The sequence below is a fragment of the Marispirochaeta aestuarii genome (genome assembly GCF_002087085.1).
GTDB lineage: Bacteria > Spirochaetota > Spirochaetia > JC444 > Marispirochaetaceae > Marispirochaeta > Marispirochaeta aestuarii.
In genome coordinates this window covers 98,289-124,494 of record NZ_MWQY01000006.1, presented here as the reverse complement: position 1 = coordinate 124,494, position 26,206 = coordinate 98,289, and the positions used below count along the sequence as shown (strand labels likewise).

At 56.2% G+C, this 26,206-nt stretch carries 20 protein-coding genes; 12 read left to right on the top strand and 8 right to left on the bottom strand.

Annotated elements, in window-relative coordinates; all coding sequences use genetic code 11:
• The first annotated feature begins 43 nt into the window (after positions 1-43).
• Together B4O97_RS06765 and B4O97_RS06760 are read left to right on the top strand one after the other, a co-directional pair.
• Positions 44-946 carry an ROK family protein gene (locus tag B4O97_RS06765; RefSeq protein ID WP_083049438.1) on the top strand — a complete coding sequence of 301 codons (903 nt, stop codon included), beginning with the start codon at positions 44-46 and terminating at the stop codon, positions 944-946.
• 35 nt (positions 947-981) lie between these two features.
• On the top strand, positions 982-1,581 hold the full coding sequence (locus tag B4O97_RS06760; RefSeq protein ID WP_083049436.1) for a MarC family protein: 600 nt from the start codon (positions 982-984) through the stop codon (positions 1,579-1,581).
• A gap of 23 nt (positions 1,582-1,604) precedes the next feature.
• Here B4O97_RS06760 and B4O97_RS06755 read toward each other — a convergent pair whose 3' ends face one another.
• Positions 1,605-2,927: a hypothetical protein gene (locus B4O97_RS06755; protein ID WP_158084194.1), complete on the bottom strand. Its 1,323-nt coding sequence runs from the start codon at positions 2,925-2,927 to the stop codon at positions 1,605-1,607.
• 15 nt (positions 2,928-2,942) lie between these two features.
• Entirely contained in the window at positions 2,943-3,980 is a 1,038-nt protein-coding gene (locus tag B4O97_RS06750; RefSeq protein WP_083049433.1) for a chitobiase/beta-hexosaminidase C-terminal domain-containing protein, read from the bottom strand.
• A gap of 235 nt (positions 3,981-4,215) precedes the next feature.
• On the opposite strand from B4O97_RS06750, the gene B4O97_RS06745 reads away from it, so the two are divergent.
• A complete protein-coding gene (locus B4O97_RS06745) occupies positions 4,216-5,739 on the top strand; it encodes a LuxR C-terminal-related transcriptional regulator (protein ID WP_083049432.1) in 1,524 nt (507 codons plus the stop codon).
• A gap of 220 nt (positions 5,740-5,959) precedes the next feature.
• Here the strand turns inward: B4O97_RS06745 and B4O97_RS06740 are convergent, their stop codons facing one another.
• The 3 genes from B4O97_RS06740 to B4O97_RS06730 are packed head-to-tail and all read right to left on the bottom strand — an operon-like array spanning position 5,960 to position 8,814.
• Entirely contained in the window at positions 5,960-7,372 is a 1,413-nt protein-coding gene (locus B4O97_RS06740; protein ID WP_083049430.1) for an NAD(P)(+) transhydrogenase (Re/Si-specific) subunit beta, read from the bottom strand.
• The gene (locus tag B4O97_RS06735) at positions 7,372-7,665 is read right to left on the bottom strand and encodes an NAD(P) transhydrogenase subunit alpha (protein ID WP_083049428.1); all 294 of its coding nucleotides are present in this window, start codon (positions 7,663-7,665) and stop codon (positions 7,372-7,374) included. The genes B4O97_RS06740 and B4O97_RS06735 overlap by 1 nt, the downstream gene beginning before the upstream one ends.
• Before the next feature lie 3 nt (positions 7,666-7,668).
• Positions 7,669-8,814: a Re/Si-specific NAD(P)(+) transhydrogenase subunit alpha gene (locus B4O97_RS06730; protein ID WP_083049426.1), complete on the bottom strand. Its 1,146-nt coding sequence runs from the start codon at positions 8,812-8,814 to the stop codon at positions 7,669-7,671.
• Between the two features lie 117 nt (positions 8,815-8,931).
• On the opposite strand from B4O97_RS06730, the gene B4O97_RS06725 reads away from it, so the two are divergent.
• The 7 genes from B4O97_RS06725 (at position 8,932) to B4O97_RS06695 (ending at position 18,021) form a co-directional block, all read left to right on the top strand.
• A complete protein-coding gene (locus tag B4O97_RS06725) occupies positions 8,932-9,726 on the top strand; it encodes a PhzF family phenazine biosynthesis protein (protein WP_083049565.1) in 795 nt (264 codons plus the stop codon).
• A gap of 62 nt (positions 9,727-9,788) precedes the next feature.
• A complete protein-coding gene (locus B4O97_RS06720) occupies positions 9,789-11,504 on the top strand; it encodes an AMP-dependent synthetase/ligase (protein WP_083049425.1) in 1,716 nt (571 codons plus the stop codon).
• Between the two features lie 45 nt (positions 11,505-11,549).
• The gene (locus B4O97_RS06715) at positions 11,550-12,476 is read left to right on the top strand and encodes a helix-turn-helix domain-containing protein (protein ID WP_198947029.1); all 927 of its coding nucleotides are present in this window, start codon (positions 11,550-11,552) and stop codon (positions 12,474-12,476) included.
• A 169-nt stretch (positions 12,477-12,645) separates the two neighbouring features.
• A complete protein-coding gene (locus tag B4O97_RS06710) occupies positions 12,646-13,560 on the top strand; it encodes a hypothetical protein (RefSeq protein ID WP_083049422.1) in 915 nt (304 codons plus the stop codon).
• A gap of 12 nt (positions 13,561-13,572) precedes the next feature.
• Entirely contained in the window at positions 13,573-14,877 is a 1,305-nt protein-coding gene (locus B4O97_RS06705; RefSeq protein WP_083049420.1) for an MFS transporter, read from the top strand.
• Complete coding sequence (locus tag B4O97_RS06700; RefSeq protein ID WP_083049419.1) at positions 14,874-17,237, top strand: ABC transporter permease; 2,364 nt, start codon at positions 14,874-14,876, stop codon at positions 17,235-17,237. Before B4O97_RS06705 ends, B4O97_RS06700 begins: the two co-directional genes overlap by 4 nt.
• A gap of 19 nt (positions 17,238-17,256) precedes the next feature.
• Complete coding sequence (locus tag B4O97_RS06695) at positions 17,257-18,021, top strand: ABC transporter ATP-binding protein (protein WP_083049417.1); 765 nt, start codon at positions 17,257-17,259, stop codon at positions 18,019-18,021.
• Between the two features lie 44 nt (positions 18,022-18,065).
• On the opposite strand, the gene B4O97_RS19465 is transcribed toward B4O97_RS06695, so the two are convergent.
• Entirely contained in the window at positions 18,066-20,057 is a 1,992-nt protein-coding gene (locus B4O97_RS19465) for a methyl-accepting chemotaxis protein (RefSeq protein ID WP_198947028.1), read from the bottom strand.
• Positions 20,058-20,193: 136 nt separating this feature from the next.
• Positions 20,194-22,029: a glycoside hydrolase family 36 protein gene (locus B4O97_RS06685; protein ID WP_083049416.1), complete on the bottom strand. Its 1,836-nt coding sequence runs from the start codon at positions 22,027-22,029 to the stop codon at positions 20,194-20,196.
• A 140-nt stretch (positions 22,030-22,169) separates the two neighbouring features.
• On the opposite strand from B4O97_RS06685, the gene B4O97_RS06680 reads away from it, so the two are divergent.
• Together B4O97_RS06680 and B4O97_RS06675 are read left to right on the top strand one after the other, a co-directional pair.
• Complete coding sequence (locus B4O97_RS06680) at positions 22,170-25,040, top strand: transporter substrate-binding domain-containing protein (protein WP_158084193.1); 2,871 nt, start codon at positions 22,170-22,172, stop codon at positions 25,038-25,040.
• A 17-nt stretch (positions 25,041-25,057) separates the two neighbouring features.
• The gene (locus B4O97_RS06675) at positions 25,058-25,378 is read left to right on the top strand and encodes a cysteine-rich small domain-containing protein (protein WP_083049413.1); all 321 of its coding nucleotides are present in this window, start codon (positions 25,058-25,060) and stop codon (positions 25,376-25,378) included.
• Here B4O97_RS06675 and B4O97_RS06670 read toward each other — a convergent pair.
• A complete protein-coding gene (locus B4O97_RS06670) occupies positions 25,307-26,206 on the bottom strand; it encodes a nickel/cobalt transporter (RefSeq protein WP_083049411.1) in 900 nt (299 codons plus the stop codon). The two genes, B4O97_RS06675 and B4O97_RS06670, sit on opposite strands and share 72 nt — an antisense overlap.

Sequence of the window (26,206 nt, the reverse complement as noted above, 5' to 3'; positions counted from 1 at the left end):
GGGATAGAATGCTCCATAAGTGATATGTAAAAAGGAGTGCATAATGTCCAAACCGCTGCTTGCCGGAATCGAAGCCGGGGGTACAAAATTTGTCTGCGCTGTCGGCTACTCACCGGTGGAAATACTCAGGGAAACCCGTTTCCCCACGACAACACCGGAAGAGACCATGATGCGGGCGTATGAGTTCTTTAGCGGATGCGAAAAGGATCTGGGGCCCATTGCATCCCTGGGTATCGGCTCCTTCGGTCCGGTGGATCTGGATCTTTCTTCAGATACCTTCGGGAATATTACCTCGACGCCTAAGATACTGTGGGCCGATACCGATATTGTCGGATTCTTTACAAACAGAATGAATGTGCCCGTCGGTTTCGACACGGATACAAACGCCGCAGCCCTGGGAGAAGGGCTCTATGGTGCCGGACGGGGCTGCGATACCTTTTTATACCTGACCATCGGGACCGGTATCGGCGGCGGGGTCGTGGTCGACAACAAAGCACTGCACGGTCTTGTTCACCCCGAGGTCGGCCATATCCGGGTGGCTCCCCGCCGGGACGATCCCTTTCCCGGAACCTGTCCCTTCCACGGAAGCTGTCTCGAGGGCATGGCTGCCGGACCTGCGATCGAGGCGCGCTGGGGAAGACCGGGGATTGAACTGCCGGAGGATCATCCCGCCTGGGACCTGGAAGCCTGGTATCTCGCTCAGGGCCTGGCCTCCATGGTTCTGATGCTGAGTCCCCAACGCATCATTATGGGGGGCGGGGTAATGCACCAGCCCCAGATATTTCCTGCCATACGGCGATACCTGAAGGAGTTTCTCAACGGCTATGTGGACAGGCCCGAGATTACCGAAGAGCAGGAAGAGTATATTGTGTTTCCTGAGCGGGAGAACCGGGCGGGAATCACGGGGGCCCTGCTTCTGGCGGAGGATGCCGCATCTGTTCAATGATGGTAATTGGCAGTGTAAACGTGTAATATCCCCCCATGTCCGTATTCTTCAGTCTCTGGATAAAATTGTTCTTTGTTTTGACGCCCTTCTTCGGTCTTACCATGTTTCTGAGCATGACCGAGGGCTATGACGTTCACCGCCGCCGCAGGCTGGCCCTCTCGGTCTCAGGGGCTACCGCCGTGGTGAGCCTGCTTCTCTTTTTTGCAGGGAGGCAGATGTTCGCGGTTTTCGGAATAACCCTGGATGCCTTCCGTGTCGGTGCCGGAGTGCTCCTGATGCTCTCTGCCATCAGTCTGGTTCACGGCCAGGCGGGGAGCGCCGCGGTGCCCCATGACGGGGACGTTGCGGTGGTTCCCCTGGCTATCCCCATAATTGTCGGACCAGCCACCATCGGTACCCTCCTGGTCATGGGAGCGGAACTCGACTCCTTCTCCGCAAAGCTGATGGGATCCCTGGCCCTGCTGTCGGCGGTAGCCTGCATATCCGCGGTTCTGCTATCCGGGTCTTTGATCAAACGAGCCCTGGGAAGCCGGGGAATCGTCATTCTGAGCAAGATTACCGGGATGATCCTCTCCGCCCTTTCGGCGGAGATGATCCTTACAGGAATCCGGAATTTTCTTAACGGGCAGCCCTAGCCAGGAATCACCGTCATCGGCAGCTACCGCAGGGCAAAAAAGTACGTTGCCCCTGAGTTCTGAGCCACTTCGTCATCCCGTGGGACCCCGATTACCGCGGATTGGCCGCTGATCGCCAGGCTGTGACCGAACCAATTGTGTGCAACGGCGTCGGCGGCGGTGAGCTTTCCCGACTGGTTCCAGGTACCTTCGGCGCTGCGGTTAAAAACAAACGCCGCCCCTGAGTTAAAGCCGCCGGCACCGTCACCGACTGCCCCGACGATGGTGCTGTCGCCGTCGATAGCCACGCTCCAGCCGAAGCATGCGCCCTCCGTGGCGTCGACAGGGCTGAGCGTGTCCGACAGGTTCCAGCTTCCTGCGGCGTCGCGGGTAAAAACATACGCCAGGCCTCTGTAGTCGTCACCACCACCGGGAGCCCCTGCAATCGCCGTATCGCCGTCGATTGCGACGCCAAAACCGAGCTGATTCCCTGCCGAGACGTCGACGCTGAGTTTTGTCTGACTCCAGCTGCCGTTGCGGGTAAAGATATAGGCGGATCCGGAAGAGTTACCCCCGTCATCTTTGAAGGGTGCTCCGACGATGGCTGAATATCCGCTGATCGCGACTTGAGAGCCGAACTGGTCCCCCGCGGAGGCATCGGCGGCGCTGAGCCTGATCTCCTGAGGCCAATTGCCTTCGTCGTTCCGCCGGAACACGTATGCCGCCCCGGAGTCCGGGTTTGCAGTTCCCTTTTCATCATAGGGCGACCCGACTATCGCCGTGTCTCCGCTGATTGCAACGCTGGAGCCGAAATTGTCATCCGCTATGACCAGGTCCCTGTTGCCGGTGAGCTTCGCCTCCTGGCTCCAGCTGCTGTCCCCGCTGCGCACGAAGACATAGGCCGCCCCGGAGTCCCGGCTTATCCCGTCCGTATCAAAAGGGTTATCCGTGGGACCGTTGTGTAAGGGCGCTCCGACGATAGCGAAGTCGCCGCTTAAGGCGACGCTGGAGCCGAAAATGTCGTTTTCCCCGGCGTCTGAGGCGGTGAGTGTGTCCGTCCTGCTCCAGATCCCTGAACCGTCGCGAACAAAAACATAGGCAGATCCGGCGTTGTAGCCTCTGATGTCGTCACCGGGGACGCCGACTATCGCCGTATGCCCGTCGATTGCGACGCTGAAGCCGGCCTGGGTGTGTGACTCAGCGCCCCCGGTAAATTTGGCAAGCTGCTGCCATGTTACGCCTGGTAAAGCGTCGCCGCTGTTTTCACCGACTCCCGCACCGGCTCCTGCGCAGCCGGAAATCACTGTCAGAATCGTCATGCCCGCAAGTACCCTGGGCAGAATAGTAAAACGTTTTTTGGTATACATCTGCATTGTCTCCGTTTAGTACGGGGCCGGTGTGGGGGCCGCTGTGGTGAATCCCATGGTATGTACCGGACTCGGCTCATAGCCTTCCCGGAAAACGCGTATCTTCATCCCAGTGCTCGAGGTAATCGGCCCGGTAACAAGATTTCCTCCGATCCGCAGGTTTCCCGGATTGCCGTCCCACCACACCATCATGCGACCGTTATAAAGAAGGGAGGATTCCTCCGGGATACTTCCGTCGACTGTGAAACGAATCTCGGCACCTCCGGTGGCACTGCCCGCCGTCAGGGAGGTACCCCGGGCCGGAGCTTCATAATATGCAGCGGCGAAAATACCTCCGTCGGGTATGGAACCGCTTCCCGATCGATCCCAGTATCCTTCCCACTGTCCTCTGCGGAGGATCTCCGGCATCGAGGCTGAAAAGCTGAAACTTGCAGAGGATAAACTGCGCTCCTCCCCCGCTTTGATCGCCACGGCCCGGACATTCTGCACCGGGGCATCGATGGTAAATGGTCCTTCATATAGAGTGGATCCACCATGAGGCAGGCTTCCGTCGGTGGTATAGTAAATCTTGGCGTCCACAGTCGCACTGCTTATGCTTATGGATGTGGGGTTGTGACGAAGGCCTCCCGCCGGGCTTATTAGAGGCGGGGCGCTGGTCTGGCTTGTCTCCAGAATGACGAAGGTGGCATGGGCGGCCGGGCTCTCCCTCTTGCCGTCTTCCAGGGCCACAGCACGCACGACGATGGAACTGTCTACGAGGAAGGGGCTTACGTAGCGCGTCGAGTTTTCCGCAGGTTCCGTACCATCCAGGGTAAAGAAGATTTCGGCATCCCGGGACGGCGATTCAATACTCACCGTAAGGGAGCTGCCGGAAACAAGATAGTGAACCCCAGGTTCGGGCATGATATACGGCGCTGCTGAAGCAGCGAGTCCCCCTGTGTCCCCGCCGGTCGCACCAGTATCGGCACAGGCGCTGAGAAGTGTTAAAACCAGCATAATCAAAACGAAATACCCGGCTGTTCCTGTTTTTCCGGTGCGTTTTATCCCGTTCATCCCGACTATACCTCCAAACTTTCGCTTTCAACTAATCAAATATTACCATATTGGTAATAAATAACTATATAACTTTAGTTACATTTTCACCCCTTCCCCATTACGGTCCTTGATTGACCTTTCAAGACCCCGGGGGTAGACTTTATCCAGATCGAAATGTCCACTATATGAGACAATAACAGAGAAAGGCGGGATAACACTGGAGCCGCTAGTTCTGGTTGGAAAACAAAAATGCATGCTGATCCTCCTCCTGTGGGCAGCACTCCTCGGCGGAGGCTGCAGTGCCGCACCTTCTTTTCCCCGGGCATCCGAAGGAGTCATTGATCTCAGGCAATGGGACTTCGGCCGAAACGGGCCGGTGGATCTTGCCGGGGAGTGGCACATATACTGGAAACAACTCCTGGGACCCGCCGGAGACGGAGGAGAACAGCCGAAGCCCGATGGATTCTTCCTCATGCCCGGAACCTGGAACCAATGGCCGGACAGCAGGAATCCGGTCGGGGGAACGGGTTTCGCCACCTTTACCCTGGATATTCTGTTGCCTCCGGAAATGACGAGGGCAGGATTGTGGATTCCCAATGCCTCAACCGCCTATAAGCTCTGGATAAACGGTAAAGAGATCGCAGGCTGCGGCACCGTAGGGACAAGCCGGGAAAGCTCCGAGCCGGAATACCGTATGCGAACAGTGCAATTCGAAACCGACGATAACCGTGCTTCCCTGTTGTTGCAGGTATCCAATTTCCATCACCGCCGCGGGGGCATGTGGAAGCCTCTTCAAATCGGTACGGTGGATCAGATCAATTCTATGCTTACCATCGAAACCATGTACGATCTGCTGCTCTTCGGCAGCTTCCTGATGATGGGTATCTACAATCTTTTTCTCTTTCTCAGAACACCCGGCGGACCCGGAGCGGCACTGTTATTGAGCGCGATGTTCTGGGTACTGGCCTTGCGGGTACTCTTGCTTGGCCAAATGCTGATAACCCAGTTTATTCCGGATATTCAGTGGCTTGTTCAGTTAAAAATCGAGTACCTGACAAGCCACGCTGTCCCGATACTCTTTATCTGGGCTCTTGATCGAATCTACCCGGGAAAGCTGGGACGCTGGTTCCTTCTGGGCATGAGCGGATTTGTCGCCCTCAATTCGCTGATTATGCTCGCAACACCGGTACTGTTCTACTCCCGCCTTGTGCTCTATTTCCTCATGGCTGTGCTTGCAGCGCTCCTCTATGCAGCGATCCGTTTCATTGCTGTTGTTCTAAAGGGCGACAAGGGTGCCTTGATCATTGTCGGTGCCGTGATGATATTCTTTCTGATTGTTTTCGGTGAAACGATCCATTACCGCGAACTTATTCTTTCAAGAGACTTTACTCCCTTCGGATTCCTGATCACCCTGATCCTCGGGCCCTCATTCCACAGTTCTTCGGCCTATCTGGTTTCTACCATTGCAACCCTGCTGATACTCTTTATTTCCACCAACCTTCTGGTACTCAAGGCCTCTCCGGCACTTCTGATGCTGCAAAACCCTTCAGCCGATTCCGGTACTACGGAGGAGCTCATCATCCGGTATGGTGTTACACCCAGGGAAGCGGAACTCCTTGAGCTGGTAGCCAGGGGATACAGCAATAAAGAGATCGCGGCGGAACTGTTTATCAGCGAAGGGACTGTCAAGAACCATCTTCACCATATTATGACCAAGCTCAAGGTAAGAAATCGTACCGAACTTTCGCTGCGGGTAAGAACCCGCGACGCCCAATGAAGGGGCGCGGCGGAGATGCTTCCTGGGGGAATACGGAAGTTTACCATGGTCTTGGGCAATAATTTGTTAATAGTGTCCCGAATCGTGGGGATAAAAGCGCCCTGCAGCCGGATTTTACCGATACGCAGGAAAATTTCCCGGAATAATAAACGGTGGGAAGGATAATTCCTTTGAGAAACTACTGTTAATCCTCATCCATCCCCACGATTCGGGACAGTAACTAATTCTTGAACTCCGCCACCAGCCCCTGCACCGTAGCTTTGGCATCGCCGAAGAGCATCCGGGTGTTCTCGTTGAAGAAGAGGGGGTTGTCGATGCCGGCAAAGCCGGGATTCAGGGAGCGTTTGAGCACAATCACCGTCCGGGCCTTGTCCACGTTGATGACCGGCATGCCGTATATGGGAGACGATTCCACGGTCCTGGCTGCCGGATTGACCACGTCGTTGGCGCCGATAACCACCGCCACGTCCACGTTCTCGATCTGTGGGTTCACGTCGTCCATCTCCTTGAGCTTCTCGTAGGGAACGTTGGCCTCGGCAAGCAGGACGTTCATGTGCCCCGGCATACGGCCGGCCACGGGGTGAATGGCGAAGTTTACCTCCGCATCGTTCTTTTCCAGCAGGGTGGCGAGCTCCTGGACGGCGTGCTGGGCCTGGGCCACCGCCATGCCGTAACCGGGAACGATCAGGATATTCTTGGCCGCCTCCAGTACGTAGTAGGCGTCGTCAACACTTATAGCCTTGGCCTCTCCCTGGAAGCCTTCGCCCTGTGTGGAGGTCGAGACGCTGCCGAAACCGGAAAAGAGGACGTTCGTCAGGGATCGGTTCATGGCCTTGCACATTATGGTTGTCAGAATGATTCCGGAAGAGCCCACCAGGGCGCCGGATACGATCAGCACATTGTTGTTGATTACGAAACCCGCGGCGCAGGCCGCCATGCCGCTGTAGGAGTTCAGCAGGGATATTACCACCGGCATGTCCCCCCCTCCGATGGGTATAACAAAGAGTACGCCGAAGAGCAGTGCAAGGGCCGCGATAAAGAGAAAGTGCGTATAATTTTCCAGACCGGTAAGGTCCAGGCGCCCGGTGAGGAACGTTATAAACCCGATGATCAGCAGGACCAGGATACCGTTAACGATCCGCTGTCCCCGGTAGAGAATCGGCCGGGAAGGAACTGTGCCGGAAAGCTTGCCCCAGGCGATCAGGGAACCGGAAAAGGTAACTCCGCCGATAAGGACAGTGAGCAGGATAATAAAAACCTGGTAGTAGGAGGCGCTCATCAGTTCCCCGGCACTGTAGATTTTCTGAAACTCCGCCCAGCCGACCAGAAGGCTCGCGATACCTCCGAAACCGTTGAAGAGGGCGACCATCTCCGGCATGGCTGTCATGGCGACCAGCCGGGCCGCAAGGGCACCGATTATGCTTCCCGCAGCCAGCCCGACAAGGATCCACTGCCAGTGGAGAATCTGTTCGCTCAAAAGGGCCGTGATAATGGCAATAAGCATACCCAGGGCGGATACAGCGTTTCCGCTGCGGGCACTTTCCGGTTTTCCCAGCATTTTGATGCCGAAAACGAATAATACCGAAGCTATTATATACAGCAGGTTCTGAAGGTCCGGTGACAGGCTGGGCATCACTTTTTCTCCTTTTTAACGAACATCCGCAGCATGCGGTCGGTTACCAGGTAGCCCCCGACGACATTGATTGTCGCGAAGGTGACCGCCAGGGTCCCGAGAATGATGCGCGTTACGTTGCCTTCGACGCTGAAGCTTCCCACCAGGCTCAGGAGGGCCCCGACGATGGTGATGCCGGAGATGGCATTGGATCCTGACATCAGAGGGGTGTGCAGCTGGGACGGAACCTTGGAGATGAGCTCGAAGCCGAGAAAGGTCGCCAGTACGAGAATAAAAACAAGACGTATATCCATGGTCTATTCCTCCAGTCCGTATATTTTGCGGATCCCGGGGTGAACGATGCTGCCGTCCCGGGTAATCAGGGCTCCCTGTACGATCTCATCTTCTGGGTTGAAATCCGGACCCGGATTGCCGTCCTTCCAGAACTCCAGGAGCAGGTTGACCAGGTTGTTGGAATACATCTGGCTGGCGTGCTTTGCAACCTGTCCGGGGAAATTCCGGAGGCCCAGGATCTTCACCCCCTTGTGGTCGACAATTTCACCGGGGCTGGAGAGCTCCACGTTGCCTCCGGTGTCGACGGCGAGGTCCACCAGTACGGAACCGGGTCGCATGGCTTCAACTGTGGCCCGGGGAATCAGCAGGGGAGCCGGACGTCCGAAGAGCTTGGCAGTGGTAATGACCACATCTGCGGCTATGCAGCGATCCTGCATCAGCTCCCGCTGTTTTTCCAGCTGCTCCTGTGTCAGTTCCCTGGCGTAGCCGTCCCTGGTCTGTCCCGTCTCTCCCAGGTCGATCTTGATGAACTTTGCCCCCAGGCTCACGACCTGTTCCTCCACCACCGGCCGGGTGTCGTAGGCCTCTACCCGGGCCCCCAGACGTTTTGCCGTGGCAATGGCCTGAAGCCCGGCTACCCCGGCGCCGATTACGAAAACCCGTACCGGAGAGATTGTTCCTGCGGGGGTCATCATCATGGGAAAAGCCATTTTTATTTCCCCGGCCGCCTCGATTACCGCCGCGTAGCCCGCAAGGCTTGCCTGGGAGCTCAGGGCGTCCATCTTCTGGGCCCTGGTACTGCGGGGAATCATCTCCATGCTGAAGGCGTTGATTTTTTGCTTCGCGATTTTCTGAACCAGATCCTGTTCGTTGTAGGGGTCCAGAAAACTGATGTGAAAAGAGCCGCTTTTCTGCTCAGGGATTTCAGCGGCGGGAGGCTTGCCCATTCGGAGAAGAATGTCCGCCTCCTTCAGAAGCGCCTTTCTCTCCGCTGTAATTTCTGCTCCGGCATCGCTGTACTCCCGGTCGGAGAAGCCCGAGGCCGCCCCCGCAGATTCTTCTATCAACACCCTGGCGGATTTTGTCCCCACCAGTTTTTTTACCCCCTCGGGGGTCAAAGCAACCCGGTTTTCCCAGTTTTCCTGCTCCTTTGGTACGGCAATGACCATCAGCCTCCTCCTAAAGGGACTTTGAATTACTACCATAAAGGTAGTAAATATGAGTTATACAGTAAAGAAAACTCTTCAATATTGCCTTATTTCCGGTATGCCCGTATTCTTCTTCCCATGCGTATCGATTTTTTTCATGTGGATGCCTTTACCTCAAAGCTCTTCGGTGGAAACCCGGCGGCGGTCTGCATTCTTGAGGACTGGCCGTCGGAGGAGATCATGCTGCGTGTGGCGGGGGAGTTTTTTCTGCCGGAAACCGCCTTCTGCGTCAGGGAAGCAGGTACCTGGCGTATCCGCTGGTTTACCCCGGAGATCGAGATGGATCTCTGCGGTCACGCGACCCTGGCGGCGGCCTTTGTTATCAGGAACTTCGCAGATTCTTCCATCGAGTCCCTGGTCTTTTCATCCCGCAGCGGAGAGCTTCCGATACGCTTCCGGGACGATCGTATCGTACTGGACTTTCCCTCCCGGCCTCCCCGCTTCTGTGAATTCCCGGAGACGATCGCCCGGGCTGTGAACATTCAGCCCCGGGAGGTCCTGAAGGCCCGGGATTATATTCTCGTCTATCCATCGGAAGGGGAGGTCAGGAATATCCGCTTTGACAGGAACATTCTCGATGAAATCAATCTTGACCCCGGAGGTATTTCCGTCACCGCCAGAGCGGAAGAAGGAAGCGCCGCGGATTTCGTCTCCCGTTTTTTTACTCCCCGGGCCTCGATTTTTGAAGACCCGGTAACCGGGTCGGCCCATTCCACCCTTGTTCCCTACTGGAGCGGAGTTTTGGGAAAGGAGGATCTGCTTGCCTTTCAGGTTTCCCGGCGGGGCGGGGAACTCTTCTGCAGGGATCAGGGAGAAAGGGTCTCCCTGGCAGGAAAGGCCATCCTCTTCTGCCGGGGATCTATAGCCATTTAGTACCTCAGGGTATACAATTATCGGTACAGACATTATGAGAATACAGAACAGGAGAGGTTTACATGAAGCGCAACACGGTTCCCTGGCAGTTTCTTGACGATTATCGCGGTAGCCTGTTCACGGGCGAATGGCCGACGGTTCCCCAGCTTTTTACCATTTCGACCCAACGATACCCGGAAAGCCCCTGTTTTACCGTATACGAGCCCGATCGTGTCAGCCTCAGTTACAGCGAGGCCCTGGAGCGCGTCCGCCGGATTGCGGGATACCTTCGTCAGCGCGGAATTGCTCCCGGAGAAAGAGTGGGCGTAAGCGGCGCCAACAGTCCCGAGTGGGCGGTGGCCTACCTGGCGGTTCTCTATGCCGGTGCTGTTGTGGTGCCCATCGATTACGCCCTCTCCGCCGCTGAGATCCGGGGACTCCTCAGCTCCGCCGGTGCAAAGGCCCTTTTTATCGACGGGGAGAAGTATGATGCTTTTATCAGGGAGGATTTCTCAAGTCTGGTCTGCCTGAATCCCGGGAAGGATCCCTATATTTACGATCTTGAGGCTGATCCTCTGGAAAAACCTCTTGCTGTTGACGATGAGGAGCTGGCGGCCATTCTCTACACCTCCGGAACCACCGGCAGGCCGAAAGGGGTAATGCTGACCCACCGAAACCTGGTGGCGGACTGCCTGATCGCCCAGGCAAACCTGAATATCTATCATTCCGATGTTTTTTACGCCCTGCTTCCCATACACCACTCCTACAGCATGCTGGCGGTTTTTATCGAGAGTCTCTCGGTGGGAGCCGAGACGGTATTCGGCAAGCGTATGGTGGTCAAGCAGATCCTCCATGATCTGAAGGCCGCCAATGTGACCATGTTTCTGGGGGTTCCCATGCTTTTCAACCGGCTGCTCCAGGGGATAATGAAGGGAATCCGCGCAAAGGGGCCGGTGGTGTACGGTATTATCCGGGGACTGATGTTCCTCAGCGGAACAATCAAGGTCCTTTTCAGGGTCAACCCGGGGAAGATCCTTTTCAAATCTGTTCTGGACAAGGCCTCTCTGGCTTCCATCCGGATCTGTATCTCCGGCGGCGGCCCTCTGGCTCCTTCGGTATTCCGGCAGTACAATCAGCTGGGAATCGACTTTGTCCAGGGCTACGGATTGACGGAGACCTCTCCCATTGTGGCCCTGAACCCCAAAGAGCAGTACAAGGTCCGCAGTGTCGGACGGATTCTGCCCGGAACGGAGGTGAAGATCCTGGATCCCGATTCCGAAGGCAGGGGAGAGATCGCCATCAAGGGACCCATGGTGATGCGGGGCTATTACCAGATGCCGGAGGAGACCGCCGAGGTCTTTACCGACGACGGATTCTTCCGGACCGGCGACGTGGGCTACCTTGACCGGGACAATTACCTGTACCTGACGGGACGCGCCAAGAACCTGATCGTTACCGAGGGGGGCAAAAACGTCTATCCCGAGGAGCTGGAGGATGCCTTCCAGCTCTACAACGAGATCGAGCAGATCATGATCCGGGGCTTCACCCTGGACAAGCGTACCCCCGGCGAACGTATCGAAGCCCTGATCTACCCGAACCGGGATCTCTTTGAGGAGGACCTGCGGGATGAGGACGAGGGAGACCACCGCATCCGGGCTCGGATCGAGGCCATCGTTGCGGAGGTCAACACGAAGCTCCACAGCTACCAGAAGATAGAACGGGTGACCGTCCTGGATACACCCATGGAGATGACCACCACCAAAAAGATCCGGCGCCACGTGGTGGAAAAAAACAGCTGAGGAAGCGCTTATAAGGGCAGGGCCGTCGGAGTGCAGAACTTTATCATGGTCTTCTATATCCTCTTCTTTGCCTCCGGCTTCATGGGCGGCGCCGCTCTCGTTTTAATGCGCATCCGGCTGCGGAACAGGCTTCTGTCGTACCTGCTGTCCATTCAGGCTCTTTTTCTCCTGGGTATGGCCCTTGTCATGTTTATCTACTATTTCCAGAGCATGCCGGGGGATCATGACGAGGGAGTAATCGGGCTGCTTCTCTTCCTGGCTACGGGAACGAATACCGCCCTGTGGGTTCTCGTTCTCCTTCTGATGCGGCGGATGCTGCCTCCTCCATCCCTTCCCAGGGCCCCTGCCATTTTGGGGCAGTTCTTTGTTTCCCTTGTCATTCTCAAGAGCGCCGCAAACATGGGGATGGTTTTTCTGGCCGGCAGCAGCGGAGGGGGAATCATCGCCCTTACGGGTGTCCGGGGATGGAATCTGGCGGGCCACCTCCTGACGGCCCTGGCCATGGCTTCCTTCGGGCTCCTTGCGATCAGATCGGTAAATGCAAGGGAACCCGCAGTCCTTCGCTCCCTGCTTAAGGCCTACGGTCTGTGTACGCTTGTGTTTGCCCCCGCAGGCTTTCTCGAGTCCCTGATACAGTCTGCAGGAATCGACTGGCTGGCGGCTTTTTCCCTGGACCATCTCTACTATCTGGCCTGGAACATGGTCTCCATGAGTGCGGCGATGCGCCTGTTCAGGTCCGTCGGTGAAGGATCCGGGATTATGGAGGCCGTACCCCCGGAACGTGTCCAGGCCCTGGGACTCTCTCCCCGGGAGGCGGAGATAGCCGTCATGATTGCCCATGGACTGGCAAACAAGGAGATCGCCCACCGGCTCTTCATCTCTCCTGCCACTGTACGCACCCACATCTATAACCTCTATCAGAAAGCCGGCGCCAGGAGCCGGGTGGAACTCCTGAACAAGCTCAGATCCTAGGTCTCTGCCGCCGCAGACACCTGAAAAACTTCTCAGTACATCCTTTTACGGACCCCTAGTATTAATTACGTAGGTCCTTTCTCCCTGTTTTACGATTAATGTTCGATATGAAGACCGCGAACCCCCGGCTACTCTTAACTCAAAGAATGCACTTTTTGAGGGGGTTCCGATGAAAAACGGATGTTCTGTTCTCTATGTATGTATTGTGTCTGCCCTGCTGCTGCAGGCTCCCCTTGTCGGCGAAGGCGCCGACAGGCCTGCCTTGGTTCCCATGCTCGGGTATGAACTGATACGCCTCGATTCCGAAGAAGCGTATTCCATCAGCACCGGAGGAGCTGTTGTGGGGGAAACGCTATCCTTCGTTGGCCTGTATACACGGAGCGTCTTTGACGGTTATCCGGCTCCGGCCTATTCCGATACCTATCACGGCATTGAGCTTCTGCTTGATATGGACAGGAACCGGCACCAGGCTGTCGGTCTGTTCAAGAGCGAGTCTGACCGGCCGGTAAGCGGCGGACTCGATACCTTCCAGGCCGCGGCGGTTTACGGGTATGAGATTCTGTCCGGAAGCAGAGTGAACCTGGCTGTCGGCGGGGGGCTGGGGGTATCGGATTTCGGTCTGGATTCTCCGGTCATACCGGTGCCCTTCGTGCGCCTGAAGTACCGGTCACCCCTTCTTGAGGCGGGATTCGATTTCATCACCGGTCCCAGCCTGGCATTCACTCTTTTTCCGCAGCAGCGCATCAGGTTCAACGGCGATCTCCGGATCGACGAGTTCCGGGATGTCCGGGATCTGATATTTGAAGCGAGCCTGGGATACCGCTTTTTCGATTCTGAAAGTCCCGCAGGGGACTTTGCAGGTTTTGACCTGGGTGTAAAGAGCGACGTGCTCTCCTTTGTTTCCGCAGATCATGACCAGGCATATGAACTTCACTACTACGGTGTATTCGCCCGGCTGGATCTGACATTCCTGGCGCTTACCGGGGGATACGCCTTTCAGGGCCGGGAGCGCTGGGAGGATGACTCCACTGCGGATACCGGAGACGGGTATTTTGTCTCCCTTGCCGGTCTCTGGCAGTTCTGAGGGGGTGCAGGAATGAAACGGAAATCCATGTTCACCTTTCTGGTTCTCTGGGCGGGGCAGCTGATATCTGCCCTGGGTACTGGTATGACCGGTTTTGCCCTGGGGGTATATGTTTTTACCGAGACATCCCGGGCGGGCAGTGTCGCCCTGCTTGTCTCTGCTCTGTTTATCCCGTCGATTCTGCTGCGGCCGGCGGGCGGCCTGCTGGCGGACCGGATGGACCGCAGAAAACTGATCATCCTCGGGGATCTTGGTTCCGCCGCGGGGGTAATCGCCATTCTGCTCCACCTGAGGGCCGGGACCTTGACGCCGGGCACAGCCTCTTTATGGATAGCTGTCAGCTCGGTATTTACCGCGCTTCAGAATCCGGCGTACAAGGCTTCCCTGACTGATCTTCTGGATGCACAGCAGTTCGCCAGGGGAGGTGCCCTGGTTCAGCTGGCGTCCTCGGCTCAGTATCTGCTGGCGCCCCTGGCCGCGGGTTTTCTGCTGACCGCCGGGGGTCTAGAAATCATTCTGCTCCTGGATATCGGCAGTTTCGCCCTGGCCGTGGCTGCAGCCTGCTCTATTCCCGGTATGCGACCCGCGGAAGAATTGACAGGACGTCAGGATATATTCGCCGACCTGAAGGATGGGATTGCCTGCCTGCAGGACAGGAGACAGGTCATGGAGACGGTGCTCCTGCTCTCGATTGTCACCCTCTTTGTGGGAATGCTGCAGGTTCTCTTCGGACCGATGATGCTCAGTCTCTACGATCCGGGAACCCTGGGGACGGTCCAGGCTCTCTCCGCTTCGGGAATGCTCATCGGGGGGATTCTGATCGGTCTTCTCGGTCTGCCCCAGAGGCTGGATATACTTATTGCCCTCAGTCTTGGAGGGGCGGGAATCTTTCTTGGAATGATGGGCTTCAGCACCGGGCTTGTCTGGATAAGTCTCAGCTTCTTTCTGTTCTTTTTCTGTCTGCCCTTTATCAATACCGGGGCCGAGGTCCTTATCCGTACATCCGTCCCCGGCAATTTTCAGGGACGTGTCTGGGGACTGATCGGTCTGATAACCCAGACCGGCTACATTGTCGCCTACACCAGCTCAGGACTCCTGGCGGACCGTCTCTTTATCCCTCTTCTTGTGGACCATGGGGCTCTGGCTTCGACCCTTGGACGTCTGATCGGTACAGGGCCGGGAAGAGGTATCGCCCTGATGCTGATCATCGCCGGTTTCGGCCTGACCCTGACCTCCTGGCTTGTTGCTCTGCGCTGGCTCTGTTCGGTCTGGCCGGAAAGGAGGCAGGAGAGACGGCAGGAGGGCTGCAGCATATGATCCTTTCAAGAATTCTCCTCCGGGACCTGTCGCGGCGGAAAGCTTCGCTGCTGGTCGTCTTTATTTTTATCTTTCTCTCGGCCCTTCTGGCCGCAGGGGGCGCAGGACTTATAAGCGACCTTGCAGGATCCCTGCGTCTTTTTTTCAGCACCGCCAAAGCCCCCCATTTTGTGCAGATGCACGGAGGGAGGCTGTCTGCCGCTGAGGCTGAAGAGATCGCTTCCTGGGCAGGGAGCAGGGGCCTGGTGGAAGACTGCCAGATCTCCGGGATGATCAGCATCGATGGTGCATCCCTGAGGTTTTCCGGCGCCGATGAAGCCGAGACAAACAGCATTATGGATATCAGTCTCGTGGTCCAGAATCCCCGTTTTGATTATCTGCTGGATATGAAAAACCTGATCCCTGAGCCGGCCAGGGGAGAAATAGGGGTACCCGTCTATTATGCCCGGGAAAAGGGGGTAAGAGTCGGCGATCATGTCAGCCTGACACATTCCGGAATACAACGGGATTTCCGGGTATCCCTCCTTGTGCGGGATGCCCAGATGAATCCAGCGGTGGTTCATTCCAAACGCTTCCTGATGAACAGAGCGGATTTCCGGGAGCTGGAGGAGATTTTTCCGGACAGGGAGTATCTGATCAGCTTTCGCCTTAGCGATTCCTCGCGGATCGATGAGTTCAGCGAAGCCTGGCAGAAGACGGATCTGCCGAAATCAGGTCCGGCGGTGGATTATCGCATATTCTATGTGCTCAACAGCATAAGCGACGGAATCATGGCAGTGGTCCTGGGAATCCTGAGTCTTCTCCTGCTGATCATTGCGGTCCTCTGTCTGCGTTTTATCATCCTCGGCTCCATAGAGGAGGATTACCGGGAGATCGGGGTTATGAAGGCCGTGGGCTTACCGAGGAGGACGATACGAAGGATCTTTCTGGTCAAATATCTTTTTATCAGCGGGCTTGCCGCTCTGGGCGGAAGCCTTGCCTCACTTCTCTGTAACCCGGTACTCACTTCAAATATTCTGTTCAGTATCGGGCAGGCTCCGTCGGAGACATCCCGCTATCTTGCTTCCCTGAGTGCAGCCGCGGGGATTCTTCTGTTTGCCTTTCTGCTTCTTCTGCCGGTTTTTCGCCGCTTTGAAGCTGTAAGCGCGGTTGAAGCCCTCCGCTCCGGGTCTGTGGGGGACGCTTCCGGCAGAAGGAGGCCTCTGCCTCTGAAGGTTTTTCGGGGTATAAACCTTAACGTGGCACTTGGTCTTCGGGATATCTTGCAGCGCCCCAGGCTTTTTGCTCTGCTGTTCCTGGTCTATTTCTTCTCTGCTCTGATCATCCTGATCCCCTTCCATTTTCTGACCACCCTTGCTTCTCCCGACTTTATCTCCTACATGGGGATAGCTCGGAGTGACATCCGCATAGACCTGCGGTATGCAGGGGAAACTGAAACGGGTCTTGAAGAGCTGACGGGATTGCTGAAGATGGATCCCGATATAGAAGGGTATGCCCTGATGATGCGGTCCCGCTATGAACTTGAGCCTGATACTGCGGATAGTCCGGATGATGGAGCTTCGCTGGTGGTGGAAAGCGGAAACCACTCCCTCTTCCCTCTGAAATATCTTGAAGGGACTGTACCTGTCTCCGGCGACGAGCTGGCTGTTTCATATCTCAACAGCCGGGATCTGAATGTGAAGATTGGCGATTCGCTGGTTCTGAAAGCCGGCGATACTACCCGGGAGATGAGGATCAGCGGGATTTACCAGGACATTACCAACGGCGGACGGACCGCCAAGGCCTCTTTCAAAGGCTTTCCGGGGCTACCCCTGGGATATACCCTTGCTCTGGATCTTGGTCCCGGAATTGACGTTCAGGCCAAGGCCGGGGAACTCGGCGCTCTGCTTCCCTCCGCCCGGGTTACGCATCTTGAGAGTTACCTGGATCAGACCCTGGGCTCTACCATTCTTCAGCTTTCACGGCTCATTACGGCTGCCATCGCCCTGGGGAGCCTGATTGCGGTCCTCATAACCGGCCTCTTCTTTCGTATGCTCGCTGCCAGGGATGCAGGGCGTATCGCCGTAATGCGGAGTATCGGATTTACTCCTGCCTCAGTCCGGATTCAGTACCTGAGTACTGCACTGATTTTGCTGGGAACGGGAGTTGCGGCGGGCAGTCTCTTTGCAAATACCCTGGGGCAGGGCTTCGTTGGTTTTATCTGGGGATTCCTGGGAGCGCCGGGAATCAGCTTCGTGATCGATCCGCTGAAGGCATACTGCATGCTGCCGCTCATGCTTATGGGCCTTGTGGCTGCTGCGGCTGTCCTGAGCATCGCAGGCTCTCTGAAAAAGACCGTATCGGTAATAACAGTTGAATAGATGGAACAAGGAGAAATATATGAATGCAGTACTTGAAACACAAAATCTGAATAAGTGGTATCCCCTGGGGAGGAATATGCGGGTGAATGTTCTCCAGGATATAGACCTCGAGATCAGGAGGGGAGAGTTTGTCGCCATAATGGGGCCCTCCGGCTCCGGTAAATCCACCCTCCTCTATACCATCAGCGGCATGGACCGGGCCAGCTCCGGCCGGGTATGCTTTAACGGGCGGGAGATCAGCAGCCTGCAGGAAAAGGAGCTCTCCCGCCTCAGGCTCGGTAAGATGGGTTTCATATTTCAGCAGATACATCTGCTGAAAAACCTGAACCTTCTGGATAATATCAGTCTGCCCGCCTATGCCGAGGGTGTGCGCGGGCGCTCTGAAATCGACCGTCGGGCCCGGTATCTGATGGAGCGTACGGGAATAGGTTCCCTGGCCGGCAACTCCGTCGATCAGGCTTCCGGGGGACAGCTGCAGAGGGTCGGTATCTGCCGAAGTCTGATCAACGAGCCGGCGGTGATCTTCGGGGATGAGCCCACGGGGGCTCTGGATTCCGGATCCGCCGCAGAGATCCTGGATATTCTCAAGGATGTGCACAGCGGCGGAACGACGATTGTACTGGTTACCCATGATTCGAGGGTGGCGGCCAGGAGTGAACGGGTGCTCTTCATGCTGGACGGACGCATACAGGGGGAAAAAAAGCTGGGTACCTTCACGGGCGGAAACAGCGAAGCCCGGGCCAGGCAGGAGAATCTGAATGCCTGGCTGGCTGAGGTCGGCTGAATCCTGGAGGAAGATACCCTGATCAGGGGAAGCCGATGCCCTGTCTAGAATTCCTCAAACTCCTCCTCGTCTTCCATATCCATGGAGACCGTCTCTTTGGGCAGCAGTTTGGGAGTCTGAACGGAAGGACCCTGGTCCTGGTCAAGGGTAAAGAAATTGATCATTGCCACCAGACCCTCCGCCTGGGAGGAGAGCTCCTCGGAGGTGGAGGAGAGTTCCTCCGCCGAGGAGGCGTTCTGCTGGGTTATGGAATCCAGCTGCATCATTGCGCTGTTTGTCTGCTCCACCCCGCTCTTCTGCTCGTTGCTGGAGTAGCTGATCTCCTGGATCAGCTCCGCGGTCTTCCGGATGTCCGGAACCAGCTTGGTCAGCAGCTCTCCGGCGGTTTCGGCGATCTCCACGGAACTGGAGGAGAGCTCGCTGATCTCCGCGGCGGCATTCTGGCTGCGTTCGGCAAGACGACGGACCTCTGCGGCAACCACCGCAAAGCCCTTGCCCTGTTCTCCCGCCCGGGCGGCCTCTATGGCCGCATTCAGGGCAAGCATGTTGGTCTGCCGGGCGATTTCCTCGATGATGCCGATCTTTTCGGCAATCTGCTTCATGGCCTCCACGGTCTTACCCACCGCTTCTCCGCTCTGGTTGGCATCCTCCGCAACCCGCTGGGCTATCTTCTCTGTCTGGGAGGCGTTGTCCGCGTTCTGCTGAATGTTGGCGCCCATCTGTTCCATGGAGGCGGAGATCTCCTCGGAGTTGGAGGCCTGTTCGGTGGCTCCCTGGGAGAGCTGCTGGGAACTCTTGGCTATTTCGTCACTGCCCAGGGATATATTCTGGGCGGACTGACGGATTTCTCCGACGATCCGTTTAAGTCTGGCTATCATCGATCTGAGACCGGCGGCCAGGGTCCCTATTTCGTCCCTGCGCTGAATATCGATACTTGCGGTAAGGTCTCCCTGGGTTATGCGTTCCGCCGCCTCCACGGAGATCCGGATTGCCTTGAGCAGGGCGGAGGCAAGAAGAATGACGATCAGCAGGGATGCCGCGACGGCCACAAGAACGACAATTATATAGATCCAGAGGGTCCGGGCAATCATTGTATTCATGTTTTCGATTTCCTGCAGAGCCCGCTCTTCCTGCAGGTTCCCCAGGACGTCTATGGAGGTTCTCATGGTGTTGAAGGCCTCGTCACTTTCCACAGCCAGGCGTGCCTGCTCGTCTTTATCGTCGAAAACCTCATGCAGTTTGGAAAATACCGTGTTACTCTCCCTGATCCATGCCTCGGAAGCCGAAGAAAAGGATTGTGCCAGCTGGGCTGTCCCTGAGCCGACAATATCGACGGCGCTGGTAAAGCGTTCCAGGGTCTGCTGGATATTCTCTTCGTTCTCCCCGGTAAAGAGGTCAAGATCCTTCTGGCTTGTCGCACTCAGTGCGCGAAGGCGGGCCACGTAGGCCTGATAGGCGTCCCGGTCCGCATTCAATGTCAGGGAGAGGGCCTGTTCCAGACTGCGCCTGCGGGCCGCACTCAGATTGCCGCTCAACAGCCCGTCGATGTTTTCTCCCAGCAGGTTGATCAGTTCCCGCATTTCATCGAAGGCCGCAGAGGTCCGGTCCGCTGCCTCCTGGATCAGGACCATCTCGTCCGCCGTCGATACAGCTATGCTGAGTATGGCCCGGCTCCTCTCTTTCCATTTTTCATATTCCTGCGTGAAACGCTCGAACTCCGGCTCCATGTCCCGGGTAAAATTCTTCGAGGGGCCGACGGCCCGTTCCCAGGCCTGATCGAGGTTTTCCAGGTTGTCCGCATCCAGGCTTTCCAGTTCTTGTATATCCGTGGAGTCCAGGGCCATTCTCTCCGCCAGAAAACCCTGGAAGGCGTCCCTGTCGGCGTTGAGCAGGGTGGCGCGGTCCTGCTGGATGGCAGTAAGGAAGTCAACCTCTTTGCCCAGACTGGTAAAGCTGTAGTATCCTGTCACAAATATTAAAAGAATTCCGAGGATGGGAATTCCTACGATTAGCAGAAATTGCTGTTTGAGTTTCATATATGGCCCCCTTCACACTAGTATATGAAGTGAGCAGGGAATTTCAAATTTTTATCTGAAACAATTCCCTTCGCTTTGCAGGAGATATAAAGGGCAGCCCTGAAAAGCGCTTGTCATGTTTTCAGGGCAGTTACGATTAAACACTGCGCAGCAGTATCCGTTTGTATTCCCGGGGTTTCAGGGTAATGTTTCGAGGCGCTTCCAGGGGATGGTCCTCGGCACCTTCAAAGGGGCGGTAGGAATTATAGGGTTCCAAAAGCTTTCTGTAAGGCGACAGCCTCAGTTCGATGGTGCTTTCAGTCTGGTTGAGATTGAAAATGACTATGCATCCCTGATCATTATAAACCGTGCAGATTCCCGGATCGCTGAAGATCCGCAGAGGAGTCGTCTGCCCCGTGCTGAGTTCCCTGGCTGCCGTAACGCTGTTTTTGATCCGGGCGATCTCCTCCTCTCCATAGAGGCTCAGATCATCGGATACAAAGAGGCTTCCTCCGCTGTGGGTAACTGCTGTAGAGAGTTCCTCTGCTTCCCTGGTGCCGTTTTCAGCGCCGGGGTACAGAAAACTCAGGTATGCAGCGTCATTGAACCAGAAAGTCCTGTTTAAGTGGCTTCGAAGTACCAGATTCTGTATGAACCGGCCCTCATCCCGGGCAGTCCGGGCATTCATCATTCTGGAAAGCCGCGCTTTTTTCTGCTGCGGCAGAATCTCCGGGCTGACGTTTACGGAATCAAGAACTCCAGCCCCTGCCGGAAAGGGAAGTCCGCTTCCGGCAAGATGCACGTCGTCTCCCGCAGCTTCCCGGATCTGCTGCAGTCCGCGGGTAAGGATCTGGGCGGGGGTGAGTTTATCGTTATGGCGTTTTCCCTTGAGGGAAGCGGCTTCAAGAAAATCGAGCTTGAGATATTTAAAGCCCCACTCCCGGGTGAGGGTCCTGATGATCCCTGCGATGTGCTCGGCCACCTCGGGGTGTGTAATATCCAGTGCGAACATTCTCGTTTTCCGCCGCGGATAGCAGTCAGCTTCCACGGGTTTACCTTTCTCGTTCCGCAGCAGCCATCCGGGGTTCGTGAACGGGTCGGATTCCCTGGCAGCGACAAAGGGAGCAAGCCACAATCCGGGGGTAAAACCGGCTTCTCCGATTTCCCGGGAAATCCTGGGAAGATCCGCACCAAACTGCTCTGATGTGGCAGTCCAGTCGCCGATTGACCTCTGCCATCCTTCTTCGATCATAATGACGTCGAAGGGAATCTGCTTTTCCCGGGCGGCGTTCAGTTGGCGGCGAAGATAGTCCACAGTAAGTTCCGCGGATCTGCGCTGCATCGGACAGCACAGCATCGGAGGCTCCTGTTTCGGGGCGGTCCTGGCGGGGAGCTTCCCGGCATTCCGGATGCTCCATTCCCGCAGCAGCAGTTCACCTGTTCCGGAGGATTGGGCTGTCCAGCCGGTTGAATATACCTGAGCCGCCTCCACCGCCCGTTCCACGTGCCAGATCAGGCTTATGCGTACCGGCTGCCTGCCGCTGTTTACCGTAAAAGAGGTATATTCCTGGAAAGGAGCTTCCTGGGCGAGTATGAGGTCGGGATTCAGCCCGTCGGAGAGCAGGACCAGACCGGATGATACGTGTTCTCCGGATTTAGCGCCTGTCTGAACCCAGGGAGATCCGGCGGAAATCTGTCTGTCCGCAGGACCAAGAATCTCGACATGGCTCCGGGACTGGCCGCCCTCACTCAGCAGGGAAACGGGACGCAGGGTTCCTTCCAGTCTTCCGGTCAGGCTGAGGGTGCGAATAAAAAGATCCTGTCTGGCGCTCAGAACAAAACGATAGCGGGGTGATTCGTTCTCCCTCTCCTCTTCAAGCACAAGCTTGAGATCGTCGTTTTCCTGGGGCCAGCGTCCGGACAGGGACTGCGGGGTTTTTGTATGCTGATGACGGGAATAGACAACTGAAGAGTTTTCGGGAATAAAACGCATGGATGCCTCCAATTCTTCTGCGGCGTGTAGATTACCCCTTTGCCCCGGTGGATGCCAATACCCCGCGGGGAAGTTTTCCGCCCGTGGAGATTTGCGAATGCTCCGGGGTGTATCTATACTATTCCAGGGAGGAACGACCGATGCCTTGCGCGAAGGAATTGCAGTTTAAACGAGCTGGGATTCATCTGTTTCTGATCCTCCTTCTGATTGCCCCCGTCTTTGCCCGGGATCTATCCGACGCGGAAAAGACGGTTCATGTAATCGTCTGTGAGACCGATTATCCCCCCTTTTCATTTACCGGCGATACAGGGGAGACCGTGGGGTTTTCCATTGACCTGACCAGGGCGATTGCGGAAGTTATGGGATTCAAGGCGGAACTGCGCGTTGCCCCCTGGATAGAGATCCGGTCCCAGCTGGAAGCAGGAGAAATCGATGCCGCTGCAGGAATGTTTTTCAGCAGTGAACGGGACCTCAAGGTCGATTTCTCCCAGCCCTTTGCTGAGATCCATCAGACCCTCTTTAACCGTTCCGGCGGACCTGCGGCATCAACCCTCAGTGATCTGACAGGGAAAAGCATAATCGTAATGCGCGGTGACATTATGGATGATCATCTGAGTGCGGAAGGCTTTTCAGCCGGCCTGATCAGGACCGACTCTCTGGCCCAGGCTTTGACTCTTTTTTCCGATGGCCGGGGGGATTACCTCGCCGGAGCCCGTCTCCCCATTCTCTATTATCTGAAAGAGCAGGGTATACAGGGAATAGAAGCGGGTGGAGACCTTTACCACGAGACGGAATACTGCTTCGCGGTGCCCGAGGGCCGCAGGGAGCTGCTGACCGCATTCATTGAGGGGCTGAGTATTCTCAAACAGAGGGGAGAATATCGGAAACTCTACGACAGGTGGATTGGTCCTCTCGAACCCAGGGCAATAGAGATGCCGGACGCTCTACGTTATGCCTCCTATGTGGTGGGTCCGCTTCTGCTTGTTGCAGCAGCCGCATTGTTGTGGGTTCAGCTTATGCGCCGTCAGGTTGCCCTTCGCACGGCGGAACTGCGGGCGGAAATCCAGAGACGGGATACCGCGGAAGCCCGTCTGGCTCAGATTAACCGTGTTCTTGAGGCTGTAGGCCGGGTGAACCAGCTGATTGTCCGGGAGTCGGAGCGGAGCTCCATGATGCGGCGGATATGCGGGACCCTTACCGAGACCCGGAGCTACTATAATGCCTGGATAGCCCTGTTCGATCAGAACGGAAGCTTTTCCAACTTCTTCGAGTCCGGGCTCGGAGAGTCCTCCTTGCCGATGATTAAACTGCTGGAATCGGGAGATCTGCCGGATTGCGGACGATATGCCATGGAAAGAGAGTCGGCCTACTCGGTGATGAGTCCTTCAGAGTCGTGTCTTCACTGTCCCCTTGCGGGGAGTTACAAGGACAGATGTGCGTATTCTGTTCCTCTTATGTACATGGGCCGGTTCTTCGGATTTCTCACTGTATCTCTTCCTTCTCTATTCTTCGGAGACAAGGTTGAAGAAGAACTCCTGGATGCTCTGGGAGAGGATATAGCCTATGCCCTGCATTCCCTGGATGTCCGAGACGAACGGGAAGAGATGGCCCGGAGGCTCCTCAAGGCTGACAAGATCGTACGCAACAGCCGCATTGTACTGTTTCGCTGGGAGCTTTCCAGGGGCTGGCCCGTCTCCTATGTAAGTGAGAATGTCAGCCGCTTTGGTTACAGGGCCGGGGATTTTCTGGATGGAAGCGTGCTGTACGGAGACATCGTCCATCCCATGGACCGGATACGGGTCTCCGGGGAAGTGGAACAGGCTGTTCGGGAAAAGAGGGAGGGGTTTACCCAGGAGTACCGTCTCGTAGATCCTCAAGGCCGGATCTACTGGGTGGAGGACAGGACCAGAACCATACTGAATGAATCGGGAGAAGTAATCGCTGCAGAAGGAACCGTCATCGATATCACCGAAAAAAAGGAAGCCCTGGATGAGCTGCAGCGCAGGGACGCCCGGCTCAATGCGATTATCGAGTCAGCGGAGGATATGATATTCCTGAAAGACCGGAATCTCTTTTATACTCACGCCAATTCGGCATACCTGCAGTTCACGGGCAGGGACAGGGACCAACTCATCGGGCTCACGGATGAAGACCTTTTTGATCTGCAGGATGCCCGGGACAGCCGACGCATTGAAAGCAAGGTCCTGGAGGGAGAGCCCTGCCGTGAAGAAAATATCCGGGATTCCGCCGGACGGCAGCGGAATCTGGAGACCATCAGGGTCCCGGTCAGGGATGACGCGGGAGAGATTATCGGTATCTGTGGGATCTCCCGGGACATAACAGATGCCGTAATGGTACGACGCCAGCTTGAACGGGCTCTCAACGAAAAGAGTACCCTGCTTCGGGAACTGTACCATCGAACGAAGAACACGATGCAGGTTATTGCCTCCATGGTCGCCATGCGCCGATTAGGCCTCGAAGATGTGAATATGCAGGATATTCTCCAGGATATAGAAGCCAAGATTCACTCCATGGCTCTGGTGCATCATCGTCTGTATGAGTCGGAGAACCTGTCAAGAATAGATCTGAAGGAGTATATTCTTGAGCTCACCGAACTTGTCCGCAGCACCTTCGACGATGAAACAAAGGGGATCCGCTTCCGCTATAATCTCGAATCAGTTGATAGTCTTGTCGATGTCGCGGTACCTCTTGGTCTTGTTGTGAATGAACTTCTGGTAAATGCCGTCAGGCATGCCTTTCCGAAAGGAGAGACAGGCTGGATTGAAATCGGCTTGCGGAATATTCAGGGAGAGGGAATCCTTCTTACCCTCAGCGATAACGGTGTAGGACTACCGAAGGATTTTGATCCCCTGTCATCGAAAACCCTCGGTCTGGCACTTGTCTACAGTATCGTGGAAACCCAGCTGAATGGCCATATGGAGTATACGAGGGACGAGGGAACCCGCTGGGAACTCCGACTGGGCCCCGTTGCATACGAAGAGAGGGTCTGAGTATACTGCCTTTATCTATGCAGAAGGAAAGCTATCGCTGGTTCAGCAACCGGAAATGCAGGTATTATCCCTGCCACAAAGGGATTGAAGAGATAAACTGCCTCTTCTGTTTCTGCCCCCTCTACTGGTTCCCCGACTGCGGCGGGAGCTACACTTTGACCGAAGATGGGGTCAAGGACTGCAGTCCCTGTATAAAACCCCATGTCCCGGGAGGCTATGATGAAATTCTCGAGGAGATTTCTGCGAGAATAAAGAACGGCTCAGCCTCAAAGGCTTCCCGCCAGAAGCAGGAGCCCGAAGCCGGCGACGAGGATTCCCCCTCCCATATGGAGGACTAGTTCCAGTCGCCTCCCGGTATTCCCATCATTGATAAGGGTGGCTATCCTTCCGCGAAAGAGAATGCTCACGAGTCCGATTCCGGCCAGCACAATTCCCATTCCCAGGGACATGGCAAGCACCGCGATAATCCCGATCCAGATGCCTCCGGAGGCGATGGAAAAAATCATTATGGCCGAAGCCCCGGGACAGGGTACCAGTCCCGAGAGTATAATCCCGCCGGTACCGGCATTGACGGAGCGCCCGGAACCTGCGTGTTCGCGGCCGCGGAACTCCCGGATTCCCTGCACAAGCATCCAGATACCCAGCAGGCTTATTATGCCGTATGTGGCCGGGTAGAGGTACTGCTCCGCCCGGTTTATGGAGACAAGCATTGAATTGACCGCCAGCCATGAAAATCCCCCTACCAGTATCAGGGCGCTTCCGGCATGGGCAAGGGCCAGGAGGATACCCGTGGCGATTCCGGCGGCGGGACGGGCTTTTTCTCCGAGGAAGTATCCCAGGAGTACCGTTTTCCGGTGTCCCGGTCCAAGGGCGTGAATGAATCCGTAGAGGAAGGCGAGGCCGGCAAGCACCAACAGGGCTGCGGGATCTTCCCCTGACGAGGCTTTCTCGAGGGAAGATGAGATCCTGCGCTGAAGTCTCCTCTGTACGGCGGATATGCGGGCAAGCACTGGATTTGAAGGCCTCGGGGCTGCGGGGGTTGTGACCCGGGTTTCAGGTTCTTCCCTGGTGCTGCCATTACCGGAGGAGAGAAAGGGATTGCTCTGGGGAAATATGGCCGTGCATCCCGCAAGGAGTGCCAGCAGGATCAGCGCTCGTCTGGTCAT

Bases quoted from the DNA above. Each gene is read 5' to 3' on its own strand.
- B4O97_RS06715 (WP_198947029.1), top strand. From the start codon at position 11,550: ATGGTCTTCTATATCCTCTTCTTTGCCTCCGGCTTCATGGGCGGCGCC.
- B4O97_RS06765 (WP_083049438.1), top strand. From the start codon at position 44: ATGTCCAAACCGCTGCTTGCCGGAATCGAAGCCGGGGGTACAAAATTT.
- B4O97_RS06725 (WP_083049565.1), top strand. From the start codon at position 8,932: ATGCGTATCGATTTTTTTCATGTGGATGCCTTTACCTCAAAGCTCTTC.
- B4O97_RS06695 (WP_083049417.1), top strand. From the start codon at position 17,257: ATGAATGCAGTACTTGAAACACAAAATCTGAATAAGTGGTATCCCCTG.
- B4O97_RS06740 (WP_083049430.1), bottom strand. From the start codon at position 7,372: ATGCCCAGCCTGTCACCGGACCTTCAGAACCTGCTGTATATAATAGCT.
- B4O97_RS06730 (WP_083049426.1), bottom strand. From the start codon at position 8,814: ATGGTCATTGCCGTACCAAAGGAGCAGGAAAACTGGGAAAACCGGGTT.
- B4O97_RS06735 (WP_083049428.1), bottom strand. From the start codon at position 7,665: ATGGATATACGTCTTGTTTTTATTCTCGTACTGGCGACCTTTCTCGGC.
- B4O97_RS06760 (WP_083049436.1), top strand. From the start codon at position 982: ATGTCCGTATTCTTCAGTCTCTGGATAAAATTGTTCTTTGTTTTGACG.
- B4O97_RS06710 (WP_083049422.1), top strand. From the start codon at position 12,646: ATGAAAAACGGATGTTCTGTTCTCTATGTATGTATTGTGTCTGCCCTG.
- B4O97_RS06700 (WP_083049419.1), top strand. From the start codon at position 14,874: ATGATCCTTTCAAGAATTCTCCTCCGGGACCTGTCGCGGCGGAAAGCT.
- B4O97_RS06720 (WP_083049425.1), top strand. From the start codon at position 9,789: ATGAAGCGCAACACGGTTCCCTGGCAGTTTCTTGACGATTATCGCGGT.
- B4O97_RS06685 (WP_083049416.1), bottom strand. From the start codon at position 22,029: ATGCGTTTTATTCCCGAAAACTCTTCAGTTGTCTATTCCCGTCATCAG.
- B4O97_RS06755 (WP_158084194.1), bottom strand. From the start codon at position 2,927: ATGTATACCAAAAAACGTTTTACTATTCTGCCCAGGGTACTTGCGGGC.
- B4O97_RS06745 (WP_083049432.1), top strand. From the start codon at position 4,216: ATGCTGATCCTCCTCCTGTGGGCAGCACTCCTCGGCGGAGGCTGCAGT.
- B4O97_RS06670 (WP_083049411.1), bottom strand. From the start codon at position 26,206: ATGACCAGACGAGCGCTGATCCTGCTGGCACTCCTTGCGGGATGCACG.
- B4O97_RS06750 (WP_083049433.1), bottom strand. From the start codon at position 3,980: ATGAACGGGATAAAACGCACCGGAAAAACAGGAACAGCCGGGTATTTC.
- B4O97_RS06680 (WP_158084193.1), top strand. From the start codon at position 22,170: ATGCCTTGCGCGAAGGAATTGCAGTTTAAACGAGCTGGGATTCATCTG.
- B4O97_RS06675 (WP_083049413.1), top strand. From the start codon at position 25,058: ATGCAGAAGGAAAGCTATCGCTGGTTCAGCAACCGGAAATGCAGGTAT.
- B4O97_RS06705 (WP_083049420.1), top strand. From the start codon at position 13,573: ATGAAACGGAAATCCATGTTCACCTTTCTGGTTCTCTGGGCGGGGCAG.
- B4O97_RS19465 (WP_198947028.1), bottom strand. From the start codon at position 20,057: ATGAAACTCAAACAGCAATTTCTGCTAATCGTAGGAATTCCCATCCTC.